The sequence below is a fragment of the Kangiella shandongensis genome, from assembly GCF_020005365.1.
In the GTDB taxonomy this organism is placed as follows: domain Bacteria; phylum Pseudomonadota; class Gammaproteobacteria; order Enterobacterales; family Kangiellaceae; genus Kangiella; species Kangiella shandongensis.
Genome location: NZ_JACNML010000008.1, coordinates 1 through 15466, shown reverse-complemented (window position 1 = coordinate 15466; position 15466 = coordinate 1). Strand labels below are relative to the sequence as shown.

The window sequence follows — 15466 nt, the reverse complement described above, 5'->3', positions numbered from 1 at the left end:
TCTCAGCACTGGATCATAATAGAGAGAGGCTATCAATTATGACATTAACAGAGTTTAGATATATTGTAGCTGTCGCCCGGGAACGCCATTTTGGACGCGCAGCAGAAGCATGTTTTGTCAGCCAACCGACCTTAAGTGTTGGCGTCAAAAAGCTGGAAGAACAGCTGGGGATCACCCTGTTTGAACGTAGCAAATCCGATGTTCGCACCACTCCACAGGGCGAAGCTGTGGTTGAGCAGGCGCAGCGCATACTGGAACAGGTCAGCTTACTCAAGCAACTGGCAAAACAGAATTCCGATCAACTGGATGGCCCGCTAAAGCTCGGCGCTATTTTCACTATTGGGCCTTACTTGTTGCCATCCCTGATCCCGCAACTGCGCGAGCTGGCACCGAAAATGCCGCTGCACATCGATGAGGACTATACGCACAACCTTCGAACCAAACTTCGTCATGGCGATCTGGATGCCATCATCGTTGCTTTGCCGTTTGACGAGCCGGAAGTCGAAGTGATTCCTCTTTACCAGGAAGAATTCATCGCCCTGTTGCCTGAAAAGCATCCCTGGGTGAAAAAAGACACGCTACAAATTGTCGATATTGCCGATGAGGTGATGATCATGCTTGGCGCCGGACACTGCTTCCGCGATCAGGTACTAGAAGCCTGTCCACAGTGTCGTGACAGTAGTCTCAACCCACAAAAAGACTGGATCACCGGCAGCTCAATCGAAACTATCCGACAGATGGTAGCCAGTGGACTGGGGATTAGCGTTATCCCAAAGTCCGCTGCCGATTTCCATAATGAAAAACTGGGACTGGTGACACGAGAGTTTGATCAACCGAAACCAAGTCGCCAGGTAGCACTGGCCTACCGCCGCAGCTTCCCGCGCAAAAAAGCTTTGGATTTAATCAAGCAGGCGTTAAACACCATTGAAGTTCCCGGTACACGAATTATTAATTAATGGCTATTTCCAAACTCGCTTCCAACGTTAATCTGGCTAACCTTGACTGTACCAGTCTTAAAGGGGTTGGCCCCAAGCTGGCTGAAAAACTGCAGCGAATTCACGTGCACAATGTGCTCGATTTATTGCTGCATTTACCACTGCGTTATGAAGACCGCACCCAGATTAAACCCATCGCCAGTCTTCAGGACGGCGATCGCGCTTTAATAAAAGTGCAGGTCGAGTTAGCCCAGGTACAATACGGCAAGCGCCGCTCGCTGGTTTGCCGTGCCAGCGATCAGAGCGCGAGCATCGACTTCCGATTCTTCTACTTCAATAAAAGTCAGCAACAGCGTTTACAGAAAGGCGCCGAATTTTATGCTTTTGGTGAAGTTCGCCGCTTCGGTTATCAGTGCAGTATGGTACATCCGGAATTAACCGCGGTGGATTCGACCAACGCTGCGCCACTACTGGATAGCCTGACGCCGGTCTACCCGACCACCGATGGCCTGCACCAAAACAGTTTGCGCCAGCTCACAAGACAGGCGGTGGCGTTGCTGGAAAAGCATCCGATAGATAACCTGTTGCCCGAAGCCATACAGCAACAGTTTAAGCTGCCGGAGATTAATCAGGCGCTCACCTGGATTCATACGCCACCCAAAGATGCCAGGCCCGAAGCTTTACAGGAATTCAGTTCGCCTTCGGCTAAGCGTCTGATCTGCGAAGAGTTATTGGCCCACCAGTTGAGCATGATGCTGCAGCGACACAAGCAGAAAGAGCAAACGGCTCCTGCGATGCAATCCTCAGGCAAACTCCAGCAACAACTTATTGCCCAGCTGCCCTTTACGCCGACTCGTGCCCAGTCCCGGGTCAGCAAAGAAATTATCAAGGATTTGCAATCGAACGAACCGATGCTGCGCCTGCTGCAAGGCGACGTCGGTGCTGGTAAAACCCTGGTCGCGGCCATGGCGGCATTACAGGCTATCGAAGCCGGTTTTCAGGTCGCGATTATGGCGCCAACCGAAATTCTCGCCGAACAGCATTTTATCTCCTTTTCGCAATGGATGAACGATTTAGGCATAGACACCGCGTATCTGGTCAGCAAACTGCCGGCCAAAGACAAAAAAGCTGCACAGGAGAAAATCGCCAATGGCGAAGCCAAACTGATCGTTGGAACTCATGCGCTGTTCCAGAAAGAAGTGGTTTATCACAATCTGGGCTTTGCTATTATTGACGAGCAACATCGTTTTGGCGTTAACCAGCGCCTGGCGCTGAAACAAAAAGCGCCGGACGGTTATCAATTGCATCAGCTGATGATGACCGCAACGCCAATCCCTCGCACCCTGGCCATGACAGTGTACGCCGACATGAACGTTTCAATTATCGACGAGCTGCCACCGGGGCGAACACCGATACAAACGGTGGCGCTGTCCGATCAACGCCGCGAGCAGGTGATACAGAGAATTGCCACCGCCTGTCAGGATGAAAACCGTCAGGTTTATTGGGTCTGTACCCTGATCGATGAATCGGAAGAAGTGCAATGTCAGGCCGCAGAAACCACCGCCAACCAACTGGCGGAGCAGCTACCCAACCTCAAAATTGGTTTAGTTCATGGCCGCCTGAAAAGCGAACAAAAGCAACTGGTCATGGAACGCTTTAAGCAGGGCGAGCTTGATATTCTGGTCGCCACCACCGTCATCGAAGTCGGAGTTGACGTACCGAATGCCAGCCTGATGATTATCGAGAACCCCGAGCGCCTCGGGTTATCGCAACTACACCAGTTACGCGGACGCGTCGGTCGTGGTTCGGTAGAAAGTCACTGCGTACTGCTCTACCAACAACCGCTATCCAATAATGCCAAAGCGCGCATCCAGGTGATGCGCGATACCAACGACGGTTTTGTCATTGCCGAGGAAGACTTAAAACTGCGCGGCCCGGGCGAATTATTAGGCACACGACAAACCGGCGATATCGGTCTGCGTTTTGCCGATTTAGTGCGCGATGCCGAATTAGTCGAGCAATTACAGGAAGTTGCCCATAACCTCGCCGCCGAAACGCCACAGCTGGCGCACAAAATTACCCGCCGCTGGCTTGGCTCCCGGCAGGATTTTGCCGATGTGTAAACTGATAACACCTCAATTCCATTTCCGCAAATACGACCTCTCTACATAAAGCATAGTTACGAGCAATACCATAATTATTGCAGATTACTCAATTTAATAGCTAGCACCTAGTTTTCCCTAAAGGGATTTCCTTTGGTCGTTTGCTCGTCCAAAAAATGAACATTTAGAACAAGTTACAACATTAAGTTGAAGTTATGGAAAATTTCTTCCAAACTTTCATACCTTAACTAAAATGCGTCTAAGGTTAGGCAACTACTGGCATGACAGAGAGCATACTTACCCACCATAAAATCGTCTAAAAGACCCTAAAAATGGGATTTAAAGCGACTTTATGTTAAAGTTGGCGACCTAAATTTTAGACACTTCATTAACGATGAGGATTCAGGAATGAAAGAGCCTGTTCGCGTTACGGTAACCGGAGCAGCCGGTCAAATTTGTTACTCTTTACTCTTCCGCATTGCCAGCGGCGAAATGCTAGGTAAAGATCAGCCAGTCATCTTAAACCTTCTAGAAATCACACCAGCACTAAAAGTTTGCGAAGCGGTAGCTATGGAGCTAAACGACTGCGCATTCCCACTAGTGAAAGACGTTGTGGTTACGGACGATCCAGCCGTTGCATTTAAAGACGCAAAGATCGGCCTGATGGTAGGTGCTAAGCCGCGTGGACCAGGCATGGAGCGTAAGGACCTTATCGCTGATAACGGTAAAATCTTCAGCTCACTGGGTAAAGTCATCGACGAAGTTGCTGATAAAGATATCCGCATCTGTGTTGTTGGTAACCCAGCAAACACCAACGCTTACATCTTGGCTGCTAACGCACCAAGCATCAATCAGCGCAACATCACAGCGCTAACGCGTCTTGACCACAACCGTGCGATTTACCAATTGGCGGAAAAATCAGGTTCAGACATCGCAAGCGTAAAGAAAATGACTATCTGGGGTAACCACTCAGTCACTCAGGTACCAGATATTTCATTCACGGAAATCGACGGTGCTAACGCAGCAGACAAAGTTGATGCGACCTGGGCTAAAGAAGAATTTATCCCAACCGTTGCTAAACGTGGTGCAGCAGTCATTGCAGCTCGTGGCGCTTCATCAGCAGCATCAGCAGCGAACGCTATCCTTGATCACATGCGTGACTGGTGCCTTGGCTCTGAATCTGGTGACTGGGTATCTATGGCAGTTCCATCAGACGGCAGCTACGGCGTCGAAAAAGGTCTTATCTACTCATACCCAGTCGTATGCAAAGATGGCGATTATGAAATCGTTCAAGATCTTGAAGTAACTGACTTCATCAAAGGTAAAATGGTTGAGTCGGAAACAGAACTTAAAGAAGAGCGCGACACAGTATCTGATCTACTGTAAGTTTTTCTTAAGAGTGAATTCTTAAGACAAGAAAAGGCGCTTTTTAAGCGCCTTTTTTTATTGCCCGGCTAACTCTATAGCCAACTCACTAGCCTTATTTATTGCATCAGTTAAAGATCTCTGGTGCCTTTCATCGCCAAACTCCTGATACTCAGATCTTATTTCATAAAACGAATCGACACCTAAATAACGGCTTAGCGTTTTAATATGCGGCCCCAGATGATTCATCTGCTCACGTATTCCCCCAGGCCCAAATCCAAACTCACCTGACGAAGTTACTAGCACTAATATCTTGCCTGACATCATTGGTTCGAGCGGGTAATCTCCACGAGACAAATCAAAACTGAAGGTCCGGTTCACCCGAATTACCTGATCAAACCATGCCTTCAAAGGCGCTGGCATCCCATAGTTATACATCGGTGATGACATTAAAATAACATCAGCCTGGGCTAGCTCTTTGATTAATTGCTCGGATAACGCCAGCTTTTCCCGTTGTGCGTCATCCATCCTCTCTTCAGGCGTAAAAACAGCACCGATCCAATCCTGATCTATAAAGTCTGGAGGGGTTACTCCAATATCACGATAGATATACTCATCTATAGGTTTAACGGTTTTCCATTGCTCGACAAACTGCATGGCAATTCGTTTCGATATTGAGTCATGCTCTGGATTCGGGTTAGATGCCTTACGTACACTAGCATCAATATGAAGAAATGTTTTCATAGGTATGTGCTCTACTGTGTTAATTCGACTTTATATTGAGGCTTTGCGTTAGCACAGACAAATGAATAAACTGCCATTATGGATGAGTTATACTCACCCTTGGTTCTATCAATCATCACACTGGAGGCTAGAGTTGGTAAATGTTTCTCTTCAGGCAGTCAAAGTATTTGAAGCAGCCGCCCGGCTGGAGAGCTTTAAAGATGCCGCAGATGAGCTATCGATAACCGCCACTGCGGTCTCGCATCATATTAGTAATCTTGAGCACCGATTAGGTGTTAAGTTGTTTTATAGAAAAGTTCGTGAAATCACATTAACCAGCGAAGGTAAAAAGTTATCACAGGCTACAACGGCTAGTTTACAAAAGATTGCTACCACACTTGATGAAATACAGTTAGGAGCCTCATCCATCAAGGTTCACACCACTTCATCATTTGCAGCATTGGTACTGATTCCGTCATTACACAATTTCAATGAGCTTTATCCAAATATCGAGGTCGACATATCGACTGGTGAAGTGGTAGACCATCAAATTAACAACTTGTCTATCCGCTTTGGTGATGTTGACAGAGTTGATGATGAAAGCATTTTGAAAATTGAACAATTTAACTTATACGGCAATCCTTCATTAATTGCTCGACCTTCTACTGACAGGCCAGCACCAGTTTACCTGACAAAATGGAAGAACAAAGATTTGCCTGATGCCCCATGGCTGTCATGGTTAGAAGCCAATCGTAAATCCCCACAAGACTTTACTACCAATTATTTTGATCAGGAGCTGTATGGCGTGAACGAAGCAATTGCAGGAAAAAGTCTAATATTTTGCTCTGAAACGTTGGTTTCAGATTTAGTCAAGGCCGGAGTATTGGAACCCATTTCGACGCTGCCAGTAGAGTCAAAACTGTGCTACTACATTCCTAACCGTAGCAAAGAGCTTAATACAAAGATGCTCACATTCGTTGATTGGATTACTGACCGATTTTCTTAAGGTATAGCCGGCAGCACACCAGTTCAACGGGCTATTTACTTTATTGATCAGCTATCTATACTAGTTGCATATTAATTATTTACACTAAACGCTATGCTCATCAAAACCACCGAACGCTTAACCCTACGCCATATAGAAGCTAAAGATGCAGAGTTCCTATTACAGCTCTACAATCAGCCTGCTTTTTTGCAGTACATTGGTGATCGCGGTGTGAACAATCTCGACGCTGCTGAGCAGTTTGTTGAGCGAACCTTGGAGCATTATAAAAAGTACGGTTTCTGGCTTTATTTAGTCGAAGAAAAAGCGTCTGGGCAGCCTGCGGGTGTGAGTGGTCTGATCCAGCGTGATTACCTCGATGCGCCAGATATCGGTTTCGCCATCGACGAGCAATTCAGGCGTAAGGGTTATGCCTTTGAGTCGGCGCAGGCGGTCATAGACCATGCTCGAGATATTGCACTAAAAGAATTGCTCGCTATCGCCAGTCTGGACAACCAAAGCTCAAACAAGTTACTGACCAGGCTCGGCTTCGATTTTGCAAAATGTGACGACCTTGAGGGCAATGGCGAAAAGATAAACCTCTATCGTTTCAATCTCTTAACCTAGTTTCCAGTAGATTATTAGTGACACATTCACTAACAGTTGCGCACGCTTTGTTGCCACTTGTTACTGTCCTTTAACATTTTTCTATTATTAAATAATAAGTAGGCTCTTACTAAAGGAACGACTGAATGTCACTACTATTAAATATTATATGGCTTGTCTTCGGCGGCTTTTTCGTCTCGATGGGCTATATCGCTGGCGGTATCGCCCTGTGTTTTACCATCATCGGTATCCCCTGGGGTTTCCAATGCTTTAAGTTAGCGATCTTTGCCTTATTCCCGTTCGGCCAGGATACCCGCATGAAGGATAATCCGGCACCACAGGATCTAATCAATATTATTTTGAATATTATATGGCTTGTCTTCGGCGGTATCTGGGTCATGATTAACCATATCTTCTGGGGCATTGTACTGTGCATTACCATTATCGGTATTCCATTCGGCCTCCAGCACTTCAAGATGGTTAAGCTGGCGCTGTGGCCTTTCGGTCGCCAAATCTACAGCACTAATGGCGACGGACTGTTCTAAGCTTTATCCGGGTGGTAGATCGTATCTACCACCATTCCCTAATCCAAACTCAAATCAGCCTGACGGAGGTCGGGGTCTTCTAACAAAGTTATCAAACGCTTTTATATCGAAACCACTGCCCTTTTTCCGACATAATTTGGCACACCTTATCTTTTTTAATTAAACTTTCTGCCAACTCTCTGCGCTTTAATAGTTAATAACTAATAAAACAGTCAGGGAGAAACCATGAAATCTTTATTCGCACTCGTCACCTCCGTGTGCTTAGTGGCGCTATTCAATATCGCCAACGCCACCGAGTCCTCAATGATCCGTTACCAGTCCATGGAAAGCGATCAATCGTTTGAGCAATTACCGTTATCTACCGACATCGAAATGCACGTTAACAGTGTCGTCTCACGTGTTAGCGTCAAACAAACTTTTAAGAACAACTCTTCGGAATGGCTCGAAGGGGTTTATCAATTCCCGCTACCGGAAGATGCCGCAGTGGATACGCTAAAGATGTACATTGGTCAGCGGATTATCGAAGGTGAAGTACAGGAAAAAGCACAGGCGGCTCGCACCTACCAGCAAGCAAAAAATAACGGACAGCGTGCCAGTATCGTGCATCAAACCCGCGCCAACCTGTTCACCACCAAGCTTGCTAATATCGCACCGGGCGAGAGCATCACCATTGAAATCCAATTTCAAAGTTTAGTCACTATCGACTCGACCCGTTTCTCTTTCAGAATGCCACTCGGTATTACACCACGTTATGAATCAGCCACTCAGACACAGCAGCAGGAAGAAAGCTATAACTACCTCAGCTCTGATGATAATAAGGAGCAGGTTGCAACCAACGATAAAACACTGCCTACAGAAGTCACTGGCTTTAATACTGGTGTGCAACCGGATCGCCCAGTCTCGGTCAAAGCTTATCTCAACCCAGGGTTTGATTTGACGCTACTCGAAAGTCCTTACCATGAAGTCTATACACAACAGCACGGCGACAGCTACGAAATCGAGCTTGAAAACCCAACCCAGGCCAATCGAGATTTTGTGCTTAACTGGCAGCCACAACTCGGCCAACAGCCAAAAATGGCGCTGTTCAGTGAATCCTCGGATGACTATAACTACCACGTCATGATGTTGCTACCGCCAACCCACACTCTGGTCAACGAACACTCGCAGCCGCGCGAAATGATCTTTGTCATAGACTCTTCTGGTTCCATGTCCGGGCAATCCATGCGCCAGGCAATTGCAGGGTTGAAGTTTGCATTGAAGCAACTGGGACCAGACGATAGCTTTAATATTATCGACTTTGATCACGAGGCGACAAAACTGTTCCCTAATGCAGTCGCCAATACGCCTTTTACTTTGGCGCAAGCAGAGGAATTTATTAGCAACCTGCAAGCCGATGGTGGTACTGAGATTGCCAAAGCTGTCGAACTGGCGTTAGACAAACCCAATGCTGATCGCCTGCGCCAAATCGTCTTTCTAACAGACGGCAGTATCGGTAACGAAGCGCAGATTTTTGAATTGATTGAAAACAAGCTGGGCAACAACCGACTGTTCACCGTTGGTATCGGCTCGGCCCCTAACAGCTACTTTATGAATAAAGCGGCTAACTTCGGTCGCGGCACTTACACCTATATCGGCAGTATCAGCGAAGTACAAAGCCAGCTGGAAACACTGTTTAAAAAGCTACGTCATCCAGCACTGACTAACCTGCAAATCGCTGGCGGCGATCACCAAAAAATCGAACTGCAGCCAACGGTACTTCGTGATTTGTATATTGGAGAGCCGCTGTTTGCCGCATACCGTACACCAAAGAACAGCGCCATCAGCATGAAAGTAACTGGTCAGTCAGACGTTTATCAATGGTCTAAAAATATCCCTGTCGTAGTTAACGGTAACGATCAGGGCATCGCCAAACTATGGGCGCGTCAGAAAATTGCATCCATTAACGGCAACTTCGACCTAAGCCATCAGGACAAGCGTGAACAAGTATTAGAGACGGCACTGAAATTCCAACTGGTCAGCGACTACACCAGTCTGGTCGCCGTCGATAAAACACCTGCACGAATTCGCGAAGCATTAAAACAGAAGCGCCTAAAGAACCCATTACCTCAAGGTTGGAAAAATCCTCATGGCTACCCACAGGGCGGCACCATCGCTAACTTCGCCATGCTGATTGGCTTCCTGTCGCTACTGTTAGCACTCGCGTACCAGTTCAGCATGAATCGTCGTCGTCAGCAGGCCAACAGCCTTTAATAAAATAAGTAGAAAAACTAGTAGGAATAGAGAGATAAACGCCATGAAAAACTTCTTACGCAAATACGGCATCTTTTGTGCCCTCCTGACCATTAGCCTCGTCGCTTTTGGTCAGGCCGGCTACATCAAAGCCAAAGCTATACTGGCACAGCATTTGCTCGAAAACGCATGGCAGCAAACTCTCGAAGACGGCAAGCCCCATAAACCTTGGTCATGGGCCGATACGTATCCCGTGGCCAAACTCGAAGCACCATCGCAGGACATCGAACAAATCGTCCTGGCTGGCGCCTCAGGGCGAAACCTTGCCTTCGGCCCGGGGCATGTTCTATCCAGCTCAAAACTGACAGAACAAGGACACGTCGTCCTCGGCGGCCACCGCGATACCCACTTCGAGTTTCTGCAGTACCTGAAAGTCGGTGATCCGATTATCGTCACCAATAAAGAAGGCGAAAAATTTACCTATAAAATAACAGGCTACGAAATCCACCATATCGATAAAGACACGCTCTACGATCGAGGTGAGAACCAAATCACCCTCATCACCTGCTACCCATTTAACACACTGCAAACCGGTGGACCGTTACGCTATTTGGTGCATGGCGAAAGAGTTTAATAACCACGTAATGCGCTTGTAAGTACCTTGTTTTAAATTAATCCGTGACTACTTTATGACATTGAATATTTCAATGCCGATAATAACGCTTGATAAATGGGATCACAGAACTCAACAACATCATCTTCGTTATCCGAATTAAACGTTGAGCTCCATTCGACTAATGTGCCGTTACCAGCAGCGCAGACTTTCACCACACCGATATAATCACTAACCGCGTCCTTAGCGATAGGACCCGGTCCATCATCAATTGAATACGTAAATGTTAGATTGTCAGCATCATGCTCTATAAGCGTTTCATGAATCGCGCCATTTAAAATGCGCTTGGCACCAACTTCATTTCCCTTTTTGTCACCAACGGCTTCGACTGATGTCACCACCTCTGGCGCCCAGGACAGATCATGGAAGTTAGACACTCTGTCCCACACTGCGCTTGGTGACGCATTAATTTCAATCTTGTTGTAACAACCCATTCTTACTCTCCCTTATTCACTATCAGAAAACAGCATGAAACCACGCCTACAATATACCGACAACGATCCGTAAACGCGTTACTTATCTAACCACTCTACCGATTTAACAAACCAGGTTGTTAAAATAAAACGAACTCTAAATTTCTTCCGAGCTTTCTTGTTCCCCTCTTGATAAACGAGCGTGAAATGGTTTTTATGCATGTCAACCTTGTTGAATTGCTTGTCATGTACTTGGCACCAATTTTTACCCACCACATTGACAGCTCTCTGTGTTAACTTGAAGTCAATAAACGAGTATATGACTATTGGCAGCACCAGTACTCCAATACCTCCCACTATATTAAAAACCAGCCGCACCTCGTCACTCATTTCAAGCGGAACGACTAACTTAATAAGCAAGAACATTAAGCTGTATAGGGCTAGAATGATTAAAGGTGCCATTGTCTACCTATAACCAGTTTCTGGGCATTTATGGCACGTATCAAAAACGCTACCATTTGGCAGTCGTTTGCTAGCCTCGTCATTGACTTATACAACTTCTACCTCTTTGAATTCAGGCTCTTTCTCAAAAAGCTCTTTAAAGAACTGAAAGCATGTATCAGTAACGGTCATTTTATTTTGACCCAGTAATTTTTCTTTTAGGCTACGATATTTATGAACCTGAAATACCCACTCGATCTCCGATGATGGATCATCACCTTCCTTAAAATGTGCACAAGCTCCGATCAAGTAGCTAGCTCCCGCATAGTCTAACTCACTAAACCAGCCCCAATCCTCTACGTCCGGCTCTGAGATATCTATATTGTCTTTCAACCTTGTTCTTAGCCACTCCAGAAGAGAAGCCCCATATATCGGATTAATGGGATTCTCTTTTTCCTTCGTAACATCAAACATCGAGGTATTGAAATGGATTGCCTTGTTCATGATTTCCCTGACACCTTCAGTATAAACATACGTTTTCTACGCGCTCTGTGGTTCTAGCTTACTATCTTTTTTCACACACAAGAAATAAGCCCATGCAATCAGAATAAATTGCAAAGGTGTACGAATAAGCAAATACACAGGCCCCCACTGATGACCACCAAGACCAATGCTGTTTACGGCTGCATAAATGTTCGCAGGGAAAAACACGATAAGAACAATGACAGCCACTTTCGCCGCATGGACCTGAAACTTGGGAACAAACAGAGCAACTCCAATAGCGACTTCTAATAAGCCTGTTAAGTAAATCAATGCTAACCGGAATGGAACCCAGGGCGGTAACATTTCCACCATACCTTCGGTTTTAACAACATGCCCTATCGAAAAAAAGATAAAGGCAATGCCCAGTCCCCAGAAAGCAAATTTACCTACCTCTAATTCCGAACCTTTTACTTTCGAAATAAGCCAGGCTATAAACAAAGGTGATGTTAATAAAACCAGAATAATAATTGGAGTAGTCATGATGTCCTTGTAAGCCTTAATATCGTCCGCATTCACTTGTTATACGCCCATACACTCTACGGAATGGACGCGATATACTCCGGAGGAAAGTTACGCTTTGCGAGAACGGCTCGGAGCCGAGCGGCATAGTCAGCATTGGTTTCGTCTGGTCCCGGAGCTTTTGGCAAGTTATAACACAACGCGGGCAAAGGGTCACCGTCCATGGAACAAGCGAGTACCGCATCCGGCCGATATTGTTCCAGACCCGGAGCGCTATAGAGCTTGTCTAACTCGCAGTGAGTCAGCGCAAACACCATGCCATAAACGCGCGAATCAGTAGACGGAACGAGCATCGCACGCTTGCCGATACACAGAGCATAATCATCCACATAGGCACGCCGAGGATTTACAGCCATAACTTGTCTTTCGCGAAGAATATCGCGATCCATGAACAGCCCATAAAAGAATATGTCGATACATCGTTCGGTCATGATGCAACTGCTTGCCCTACCATAACGTTTGTGTACTGAAAGTTAGCTGTTACAGTTTATACTCTTTTGAGAGTACTTTTAAATTGTACTTCATACCCAATGGTTAAATTATTTGGGGTGCATCACAGCACCCCATTACTTTTTGGTGAATATTATGAGACACCTAAAGTCTAAACAGTCTATGGGGTGTACTCAGTTTCATGACAACTAGGGCAAGGTGGCAACGTATCATCATGATCATCAAGCGTTACCTTTTCTCCGCAATTATTGCAAGTATAAGTGCCTTCTCCAGGCTTTTCTCCAGTTGTAGACATAATTTCCTCCTCCATTAAATGCCCAATAAAAGGCTTTACTCTTACCGATGGGCAAGGTCAGTAAAAAGCCAGAATATTAAAGTGTAACTCCAACACCTGCATGCTAGAGGCGAACTCCCGGTCAATAATGGTAGTTTCTCTCATCTATAATGTTGGGTAAACTAGCTTTTCATTATGAGATTTCGCATCATCTTCCCAGATAAGTCGCACTACATGCTTTCTTTTCGTTTGCATGTGTACTGCTGCAATAAGTTCTACAAATTGATGTCTTTCTAAACTTTCCATTGGGAATTTATCTGATACTTCAGAGGGAATTATTACATTATTTCCTTCTGGAAATTCTATTCTTACGTTTCTAGCTGTTGACACACCTTTATTCCAAACTTTTAGCCTGTATTTACTGCTACCCAACTTAATGAAAGATGCACCAAGGTCAGCTTTTTTCTCTTTCAGAACACCATCATTTTCTTTCTCTAATAAAAGATTGTTTAACCTTTCTTGGCTGTCTACAAGAGATCTTTGTTTTTTATTAAACGACACTGTTTGCCATGTTGCATAGGCTGACAGAAGTAATGCAAGTCCGGCAATTAAATCACCAACATCAACTGAATCTAACATCATTTAACCTTAATATTCTTGTTCCCAGAAAAAGCTTTCCTTAGCTTTTTTTTAAAATCATCAGCAATATCTTTTTTTATTTCCTTTTTCGCTTCAGATAGCTGAACATTAATGTTTTCACTATTTTCTTTAACCAAATCATCCTTAGTAAACTCTCTTTCACATGAGGTACATACTATTAGTCCAACAGCATCATTTACACCTTCTTCACTCGAAAAGTCTGTACCTCCGCATGTAGAGCATACTAACCGAACATTTCTATTATATTTTTCAGAATTCATCTTATACTCCCTTTCTCGACACTTATCACTGAAATTCTTGACTACTCAAGCATACTCTAACTCTACAAACACTCTTCCTAACAACTGCTCTTTGGTTAATGTTCTTCTTGAATTGACCATAAACACATCTCTACCGCCCGCTCCTAAAGCCGCTTCTTTGAATGCCCTGACTTCAATATCGGTGTAATCACCTTCGACTTCATCGAACAGGTGTAGGTAAATTACTGGCGAAAGTTTGAAAAAACTTTTAGGTGCGACTTTGCTTATTATTTTCTTGAACGCTTCTTCTGTTTTATGGAAATTACCCATTAGCGTTCTGGGGTGGGTCGACGAAGGTAGACTTATTTCTGCATACTCGTTACTGATAAGTTCCGTTGCCTTAGCTCGTCCCTTGGTCACTAATAAATAAACATGTTGGTTAAAATTAAACACTGACTTCCCTTTTATTATTGATTGCTTCTCTTTACTGAATACAGGACGCTGCCTTTTTCATTAGCATTCCTACAAGATCTAGTGCGGCTTGATATTCTTCCGTTTTTTGGTCTTCCCTTTTAAAAAGATTCATTCCATTAGCGGTATCCACTAAAGCGACCTTAACTTTTTGGCAGCTCATCTCATTAAGCATTATCTCAGCTTCCTTCTTTTTCTTGTCCAGAGCGGCACTGTCATAGCCCACGGCTACTTGCGCTGCGAGAAGAAGAGATAGAGCGAATATTAGCTTTTTCATATGCGTTCCCCTGTTGATTATTGTAAGAATCCAAGCTCCTTTCCCTTATTTGTTCATTGATACTAGCAAAAGACGAACAAAATGTGAAATACATCACAAATGACACTCCGTATTGTTAGTGCTCCCTGCTGCTACAGGGAGCAAATTTGGTGTGGTTGTTTCGGTTTCACCGTTTACAGCTGTTCAAAGTAGGCACTCTCTGGTTCTTTAGCCAGCAGCCCTGAGATAAAGTCCCACGAGCCATCCTCTTGTAATTTTCGAATATTGTTTTGGTGCTGTTGCACGGTGTCCCAGGTTTCTACGAGTGTAAACCGGTTCGTATTATCCACGTTTCTGAAGATGTCCACACTGATGCACCCTTCGACTTTGGGTAAATCATTCTTCACACTTTCCATCACTTCCATAAAATCAGGCAGTTTGTTTTCTTTTACATTGAAATGCACGATGACATTGTTACTCATTGAATTCTCCACTCGAGTGATTCGTTATTAGAACCCAAACCTTAGAGTAGAATGTAACTCGCAACTACTCAAAACCGTTCAAAAATAGCGCTTTTCACCCATTATTTTCTGACTTGTACCGCTTTGGCGTTGTATCAAATAATCTTTTATAGGCCTTAATGAAGTGTGATACGTTTTCATACCCCACCTCCATAGCAACCTCCGTGACGCTCATACTGGTCTTTTCCAATAACTCGGAAGATTTTTCTAGCCGTTTTTGTATTAGCCATTTATTGGGACTTGTGCCATAAAGCCTTTTAAATTCCCGAGTGAAGGTTGAAAGACTTCTACCGGTTAAAGCTGCGTAGTCGCTAACTTTTAAATTGCCTAAGTAGTTACTCTCCATGAATTCCTTAATACTTCTTTTTCTTGTTGGCTTTGTTAAGGAAGAGTGAATCGCCCCAAGTTTTCTAGATACCTTTTAGCTTCATAAAATAGTTCTTTTCAAACTCGACTGGTGACACATCATCATTGTTACCATGTCGTCGCTTGGCATTGTAAAACATTTCGATGTAGTCG

At 44.9% G+C, this 15466-nt stretch carries 22 protein-coding genes; 8 read left to right on the top strand and 14 right to left on the bottom strand.

Annotated features, from left to right (window positions below; all coding sequences use genetic code 11):
* The first annotated feature begins 38 nt into the window (after positions 1–38).
* From H7708_RS09645 to H7708_RS09635, 3 genes are all read left to right on the top strand, one after another.
* The gene (locus H7708_RS09645) at positions 39–956 is read left to right on the top strand and encodes a hydrogen peroxide-inducible genes activator (protein WP_223670567.1); all 918 of its coding nucleotides are present in this window, start codon (positions 39–41) and stop codon (positions 954–956) included.
* Positions 956–3058, top strand: a complete 2103-nt coding sequence (recG, locus tag H7708_RS09640; RefSeq protein ID WP_223670566.1) for an ATP-dependent DNA helicase RecG — start codon at positions 956–958, stop codon at positions 3056–3058. The genes H7708_RS09645 and recG overlap by 1 nt, the downstream gene beginning before the upstream one ends.
* A gap of 387 nt (positions 3059–3445) precedes the next feature.
* Positions 3446–4423, top strand: coding sequence for a malate dehydrogenase (locus H7708_RS09635; RefSeq protein ID WP_223670565.1), 978 nt, complete (start codon positions 3446–3448; stop codon positions 4421–4423).
* A 57-nt stretch (positions 4424–4480) separates the two neighbouring features.
* On the opposite strand, the gene H7708_RS09630 is transcribed toward H7708_RS09635, so the two are convergent.
* The gene (locus H7708_RS09630) at positions 4481–5146 is read right to left on the bottom strand and encodes an FMN-dependent NADH-azoreductase (RefSeq protein WP_223670563.1); all 666 of its coding nucleotides are present in this window, start codon (positions 5144–5146) and stop codon (positions 4481–4483) included.
* Positions 5147–5207: 61 nt separating this feature from the next.
* Here H7708_RS09630 and H7708_RS09625 point away from each other — a divergent pair, with 61 nt between their 5' ends.
* The 5 genes from H7708_RS09625 (at position 5208) to H7708_RS09605 (ending at position 10121) form a co-directional block, all read left to right on the top strand.
* Positions 5208–6131, top strand: a complete 924-nt coding sequence (locus H7708_RS09625) for a LysR family transcriptional regulator (RefSeq protein WP_223670561.1) — start codon at positions 5208–5210, stop codon at positions 6129–6131.
* A gap of 93 nt (positions 6132–6224) precedes the next feature.
* Entirely contained in the window at positions 6225–6734 is a 510-nt protein-coding gene (locus H7708_RS09620; protein ID WP_223670559.1) for a GNAT family N-acetyltransferase, read from the top strand.
* A gap of 125 nt (positions 6735–6859) precedes the next feature.
* Positions 6860–7258 carry a YccF domain-containing protein gene (locus tag H7708_RS09615; RefSeq protein ID WP_223670558.1) on the top strand — a complete coding sequence of 133 codons (399 nt, stop codon included), beginning with the start codon at positions 6860–6862 and terminating at the stop codon, positions 7256–7258.
* 225 nt (positions 7259–7483) lie between these two features.
* Positions 7484–9508 carry a marine proteobacterial sortase target protein gene (locus H7708_RS09610; protein ID WP_223670556.1) on the top strand — a complete coding sequence of 675 codons (2025 nt, stop codon included), beginning with the start codon at positions 7484–7486 and terminating at the stop codon, positions 9506–9508.
* A 43-nt stretch (positions 9509–9551) separates the two neighbouring features.
* The gene (locus H7708_RS09605; RefSeq protein WP_223670554.1) at positions 9552–10121 is read left to right on the top strand and encodes a class GN sortase; all 570 of its coding nucleotides are present in this window, start codon (positions 9552–9554) and stop codon (positions 10119–10121) included.
* Positions 10122–10174: 53 nt separating this feature from the next.
* Here the strand turns inward: H7708_RS09605 and H7708_RS09600 are convergent, their stop codons facing one another.
* The 13 genes from H7708_RS09600 to H7708_RS09540 form a co-directional block, all read right to left on the bottom strand.
* On the bottom strand, positions 10175–10594 hold the full coding sequence (locus tag H7708_RS09600; protein WP_223670552.1) for an SRPBCC family protein: 420 nt from the start codon (positions 10592–10594) through the stop codon (positions 10175–10177).
* A gap of 78 nt (positions 10595–10672) precedes the next feature.
* Positions 10673–11035: a hypothetical protein gene (locus H7708_RS09595; protein WP_223670551.1), complete on the bottom strand. Its 363-nt coding sequence runs from the start codon at positions 11033–11035 to the stop codon at positions 10673–10675.
* A gap of 87 nt (positions 11036–11122) precedes the next feature.
* Positions 11123–11518, bottom strand: coding sequence for a hypothetical protein (locus H7708_RS09590; protein ID WP_223670549.1), 396 nt, complete (start codon positions 11516–11518; stop codon positions 11123–11125).
* A gap of 36 nt (positions 11519–11554) precedes the next feature.
* Positions 11555–12037, bottom strand: coding sequence for a DoxX family protein (locus H7708_RS09585; protein ID WP_223670548.1), 483 nt, complete (start codon positions 12035–12037; stop codon positions 11555–11557).
* A gap of 56 nt (positions 12038–12093) precedes the next feature.
* Complete coding sequence (locus H7708_RS09580) at positions 12094–12507, bottom strand: gamma-glutamylcyclotransferase family protein (protein ID WP_223670547.1); 414 nt, start codon at positions 12505–12507, stop codon at positions 12094–12096.
* A gap of 179 nt (positions 12508–12686) precedes the next feature.
* Positions 12687–12821, bottom strand: a complete 135-nt coding sequence (locus H7708_RS09575; RefSeq protein ID WP_223670545.1) for a zinc ribbon-containing protein — start codon at positions 12819–12821, stop codon at positions 12687–12689.
* A gap of 144 nt (positions 12822–12965) precedes the next feature.
* Positions 12966–13439, bottom strand: coding sequence for a hypothetical protein (locus tag H7708_RS09570; RefSeq protein WP_223670543.1), 474 nt, complete (start codon positions 13437–13439; stop codon positions 12966–12968).
* On the bottom strand, positions 13439–13720 hold the full coding sequence (locus H7708_RS09565) for an ECs_2282 family putative zinc-binding protein (protein WP_223670542.1): 282 nt from the start codon (positions 13718–13720) through the stop codon (positions 13439–13441). The genes H7708_RS09570 and H7708_RS09565 overlap by 1 nt, the downstream gene beginning before the upstream one ends.
* Before the next feature lie 45 nt (positions 13721–13765).
* Complete coding sequence (locus H7708_RS09560; RefSeq protein WP_223670540.1) at positions 13766–14152, bottom strand: hypothetical protein; 387 nt, start codon at positions 14150–14152, stop codon at positions 13766–13768.
* A 31-nt stretch (positions 14153–14183) separates the two neighbouring features.
* Entirely contained in the window at positions 14184–14447 is a 264-nt protein-coding gene (locus tag H7708_RS09555) for a hypothetical protein (protein ID WP_223670537.1), read from the bottom strand.
* Positions 14448–14620: 173 nt separating this feature from the next.
* Positions 14621–14908 (bottom strand): putative quinol monooxygenase, encoded by a 288-nt coding sequence (locus H7708_RS09550; protein ID WP_223670536.1) that lies wholly within the window; start codon positions 14906–14908, stop codon positions 14621–14623.
* 94 nt (positions 14909–15002) lie between these two features.
* Positions 15003–15293, bottom strand: a complete 291-nt coding sequence (locus tag H7708_RS09545) for a helix-turn-helix domain-containing protein (RefSeq protein ID WP_223670527.1) — start codon at positions 15291–15293, stop codon at positions 15003–15005.
* A gap of 64 nt (positions 15294–15357) precedes the next feature.
* On the bottom strand, positions 15358–15466 hold a 109-nt coding region (locus H7708_RS09540), incomplete at its 5' end, for an IS3 family transposase (protein WP_223669690.1).

Bases quoted from the DNA above. Each gene is read 5' to 3' on its own strand.
- H7708_RS09645 (WP_223670567.1), top strand. From the start codon at position 39: ATGACATTAACAGAGTTTAGATATATTGTAGCTGTCGCCCGGGAACGC.
- recG (WP_223670566.1), top strand. From the start codon at position 956: ATGGCTATTTCCAAACTCGCTTCCAACGTTAATCTGGCTAACCTTGAC.
- H7708_RS09635 (WP_223670565.1), top strand. From the start codon at position 3,446: ATGAAAGAGCCTGTTCGCGTTACGGTAACCGGAGCAGCCGGTCAAATT.
- H7708_RS09630 (WP_223670563.1), bottom strand. From the start codon at position 5,146: ATGAAAACATTTCTTCATATTGATGCTAGTGTACGTAAGGCATCTAAC.
- H7708_RS09625 (WP_223670561.1), top strand. From the start codon at position 5,208: ATGAATAAACTGCCATTATGGATGAGTTATACTCACCCTTGGTTCTAT.
- H7708_RS09620 (WP_223670559.1), top strand. From the start codon at position 6,225: ATGCTCATCAAAACCACCGAACGCTTAACCCTACGCCATATAGAAGCT.
- H7708_RS09615 (WP_223670558.1), top strand. From the start codon at position 6,860: ATGTCACTACTATTAAATATTATATGGCTTGTCTTCGGCGGCTTTTTC.
- H7708_RS09610 (WP_223670556.1), top strand. From the start codon at position 7,484: ATGAAATCTTTATTCGCACTCGTCACCTCCGTGTGCTTAGTGGCGCTA.
- H7708_RS09605 (WP_223670554.1), top strand. From the start codon at position 9,552: ATGAAAAACTTCTTACGCAAATACGGCATCTTTTGTGCCCTCCTGACC.
- H7708_RS09600 (WP_223670552.1), bottom strand. From the start codon at position 10,594: ATGGGTTGTTACAACAAGATTGAAATTAATGCGTCACCAAGCGCAGTG.
- H7708_RS09595 (WP_223670551.1), bottom strand. From the start codon at position 11,035: ATGGCACCTTTAATCATTCTAGCCCTATACAGCTTAATGTTCTTGCTT.
- H7708_RS09590 (WP_223670549.1), bottom strand. From the start codon at position 11,518: ATGAACAAGGCAATCCATTTCAATACCTCGATGTTTGATGTTACGAAG.
- H7708_RS09585 (WP_223670548.1), bottom strand. From the start codon at position 12,037: ATGACTACTCCAATTATTATTCTGGTTTTATTAACATCACCTTTGTTT.
- H7708_RS09580 (WP_223670547.1), bottom strand. From the start codon at position 12,507: ATGACCGAACGATGTATCGACATATTCTTTTATGGGCTGTTCATGGAT.
- H7708_RS09575 (WP_223670545.1), bottom strand. From the start codon at position 12,821: ATGTCTACAACTGGAGAAAAGCCTGGAGAAGGCACTTATACTTGCAAT.
- H7708_RS09570 (WP_223670543.1), bottom strand. From the start codon at position 13,439: ATGTTAGATTCAGTTGATGTTGGTGATTTAATTGCCGGACTTGCATTA.
- H7708_RS09565 (WP_223670542.1), bottom strand. From the start codon at position 13,720: ATGAATTCTGAAAAATATAATAGAAATGTTCGGTTAGTATGCTCTACA.
- H7708_RS09555 (WP_223670537.1), bottom strand. From the start codon at position 14,447: ATGAAAAAGCTAATATTCGCTCTATCTCTTCTTCTCGCAGCGCAAGTA.
- H7708_RS09550 (WP_223670536.1), bottom strand. From the start codon at position 14,908: ATGAGTAACAATGTCATCGTGCATTTCAATGTAAAAGAAAACAAACTG.
- H7708_RS09545 (WP_223670527.1), bottom strand. From the start codon at position 15,293: ATGGAGAGTAACTACTTAGGCAATTTAAAAGTTAGCGACTACGCAGCT.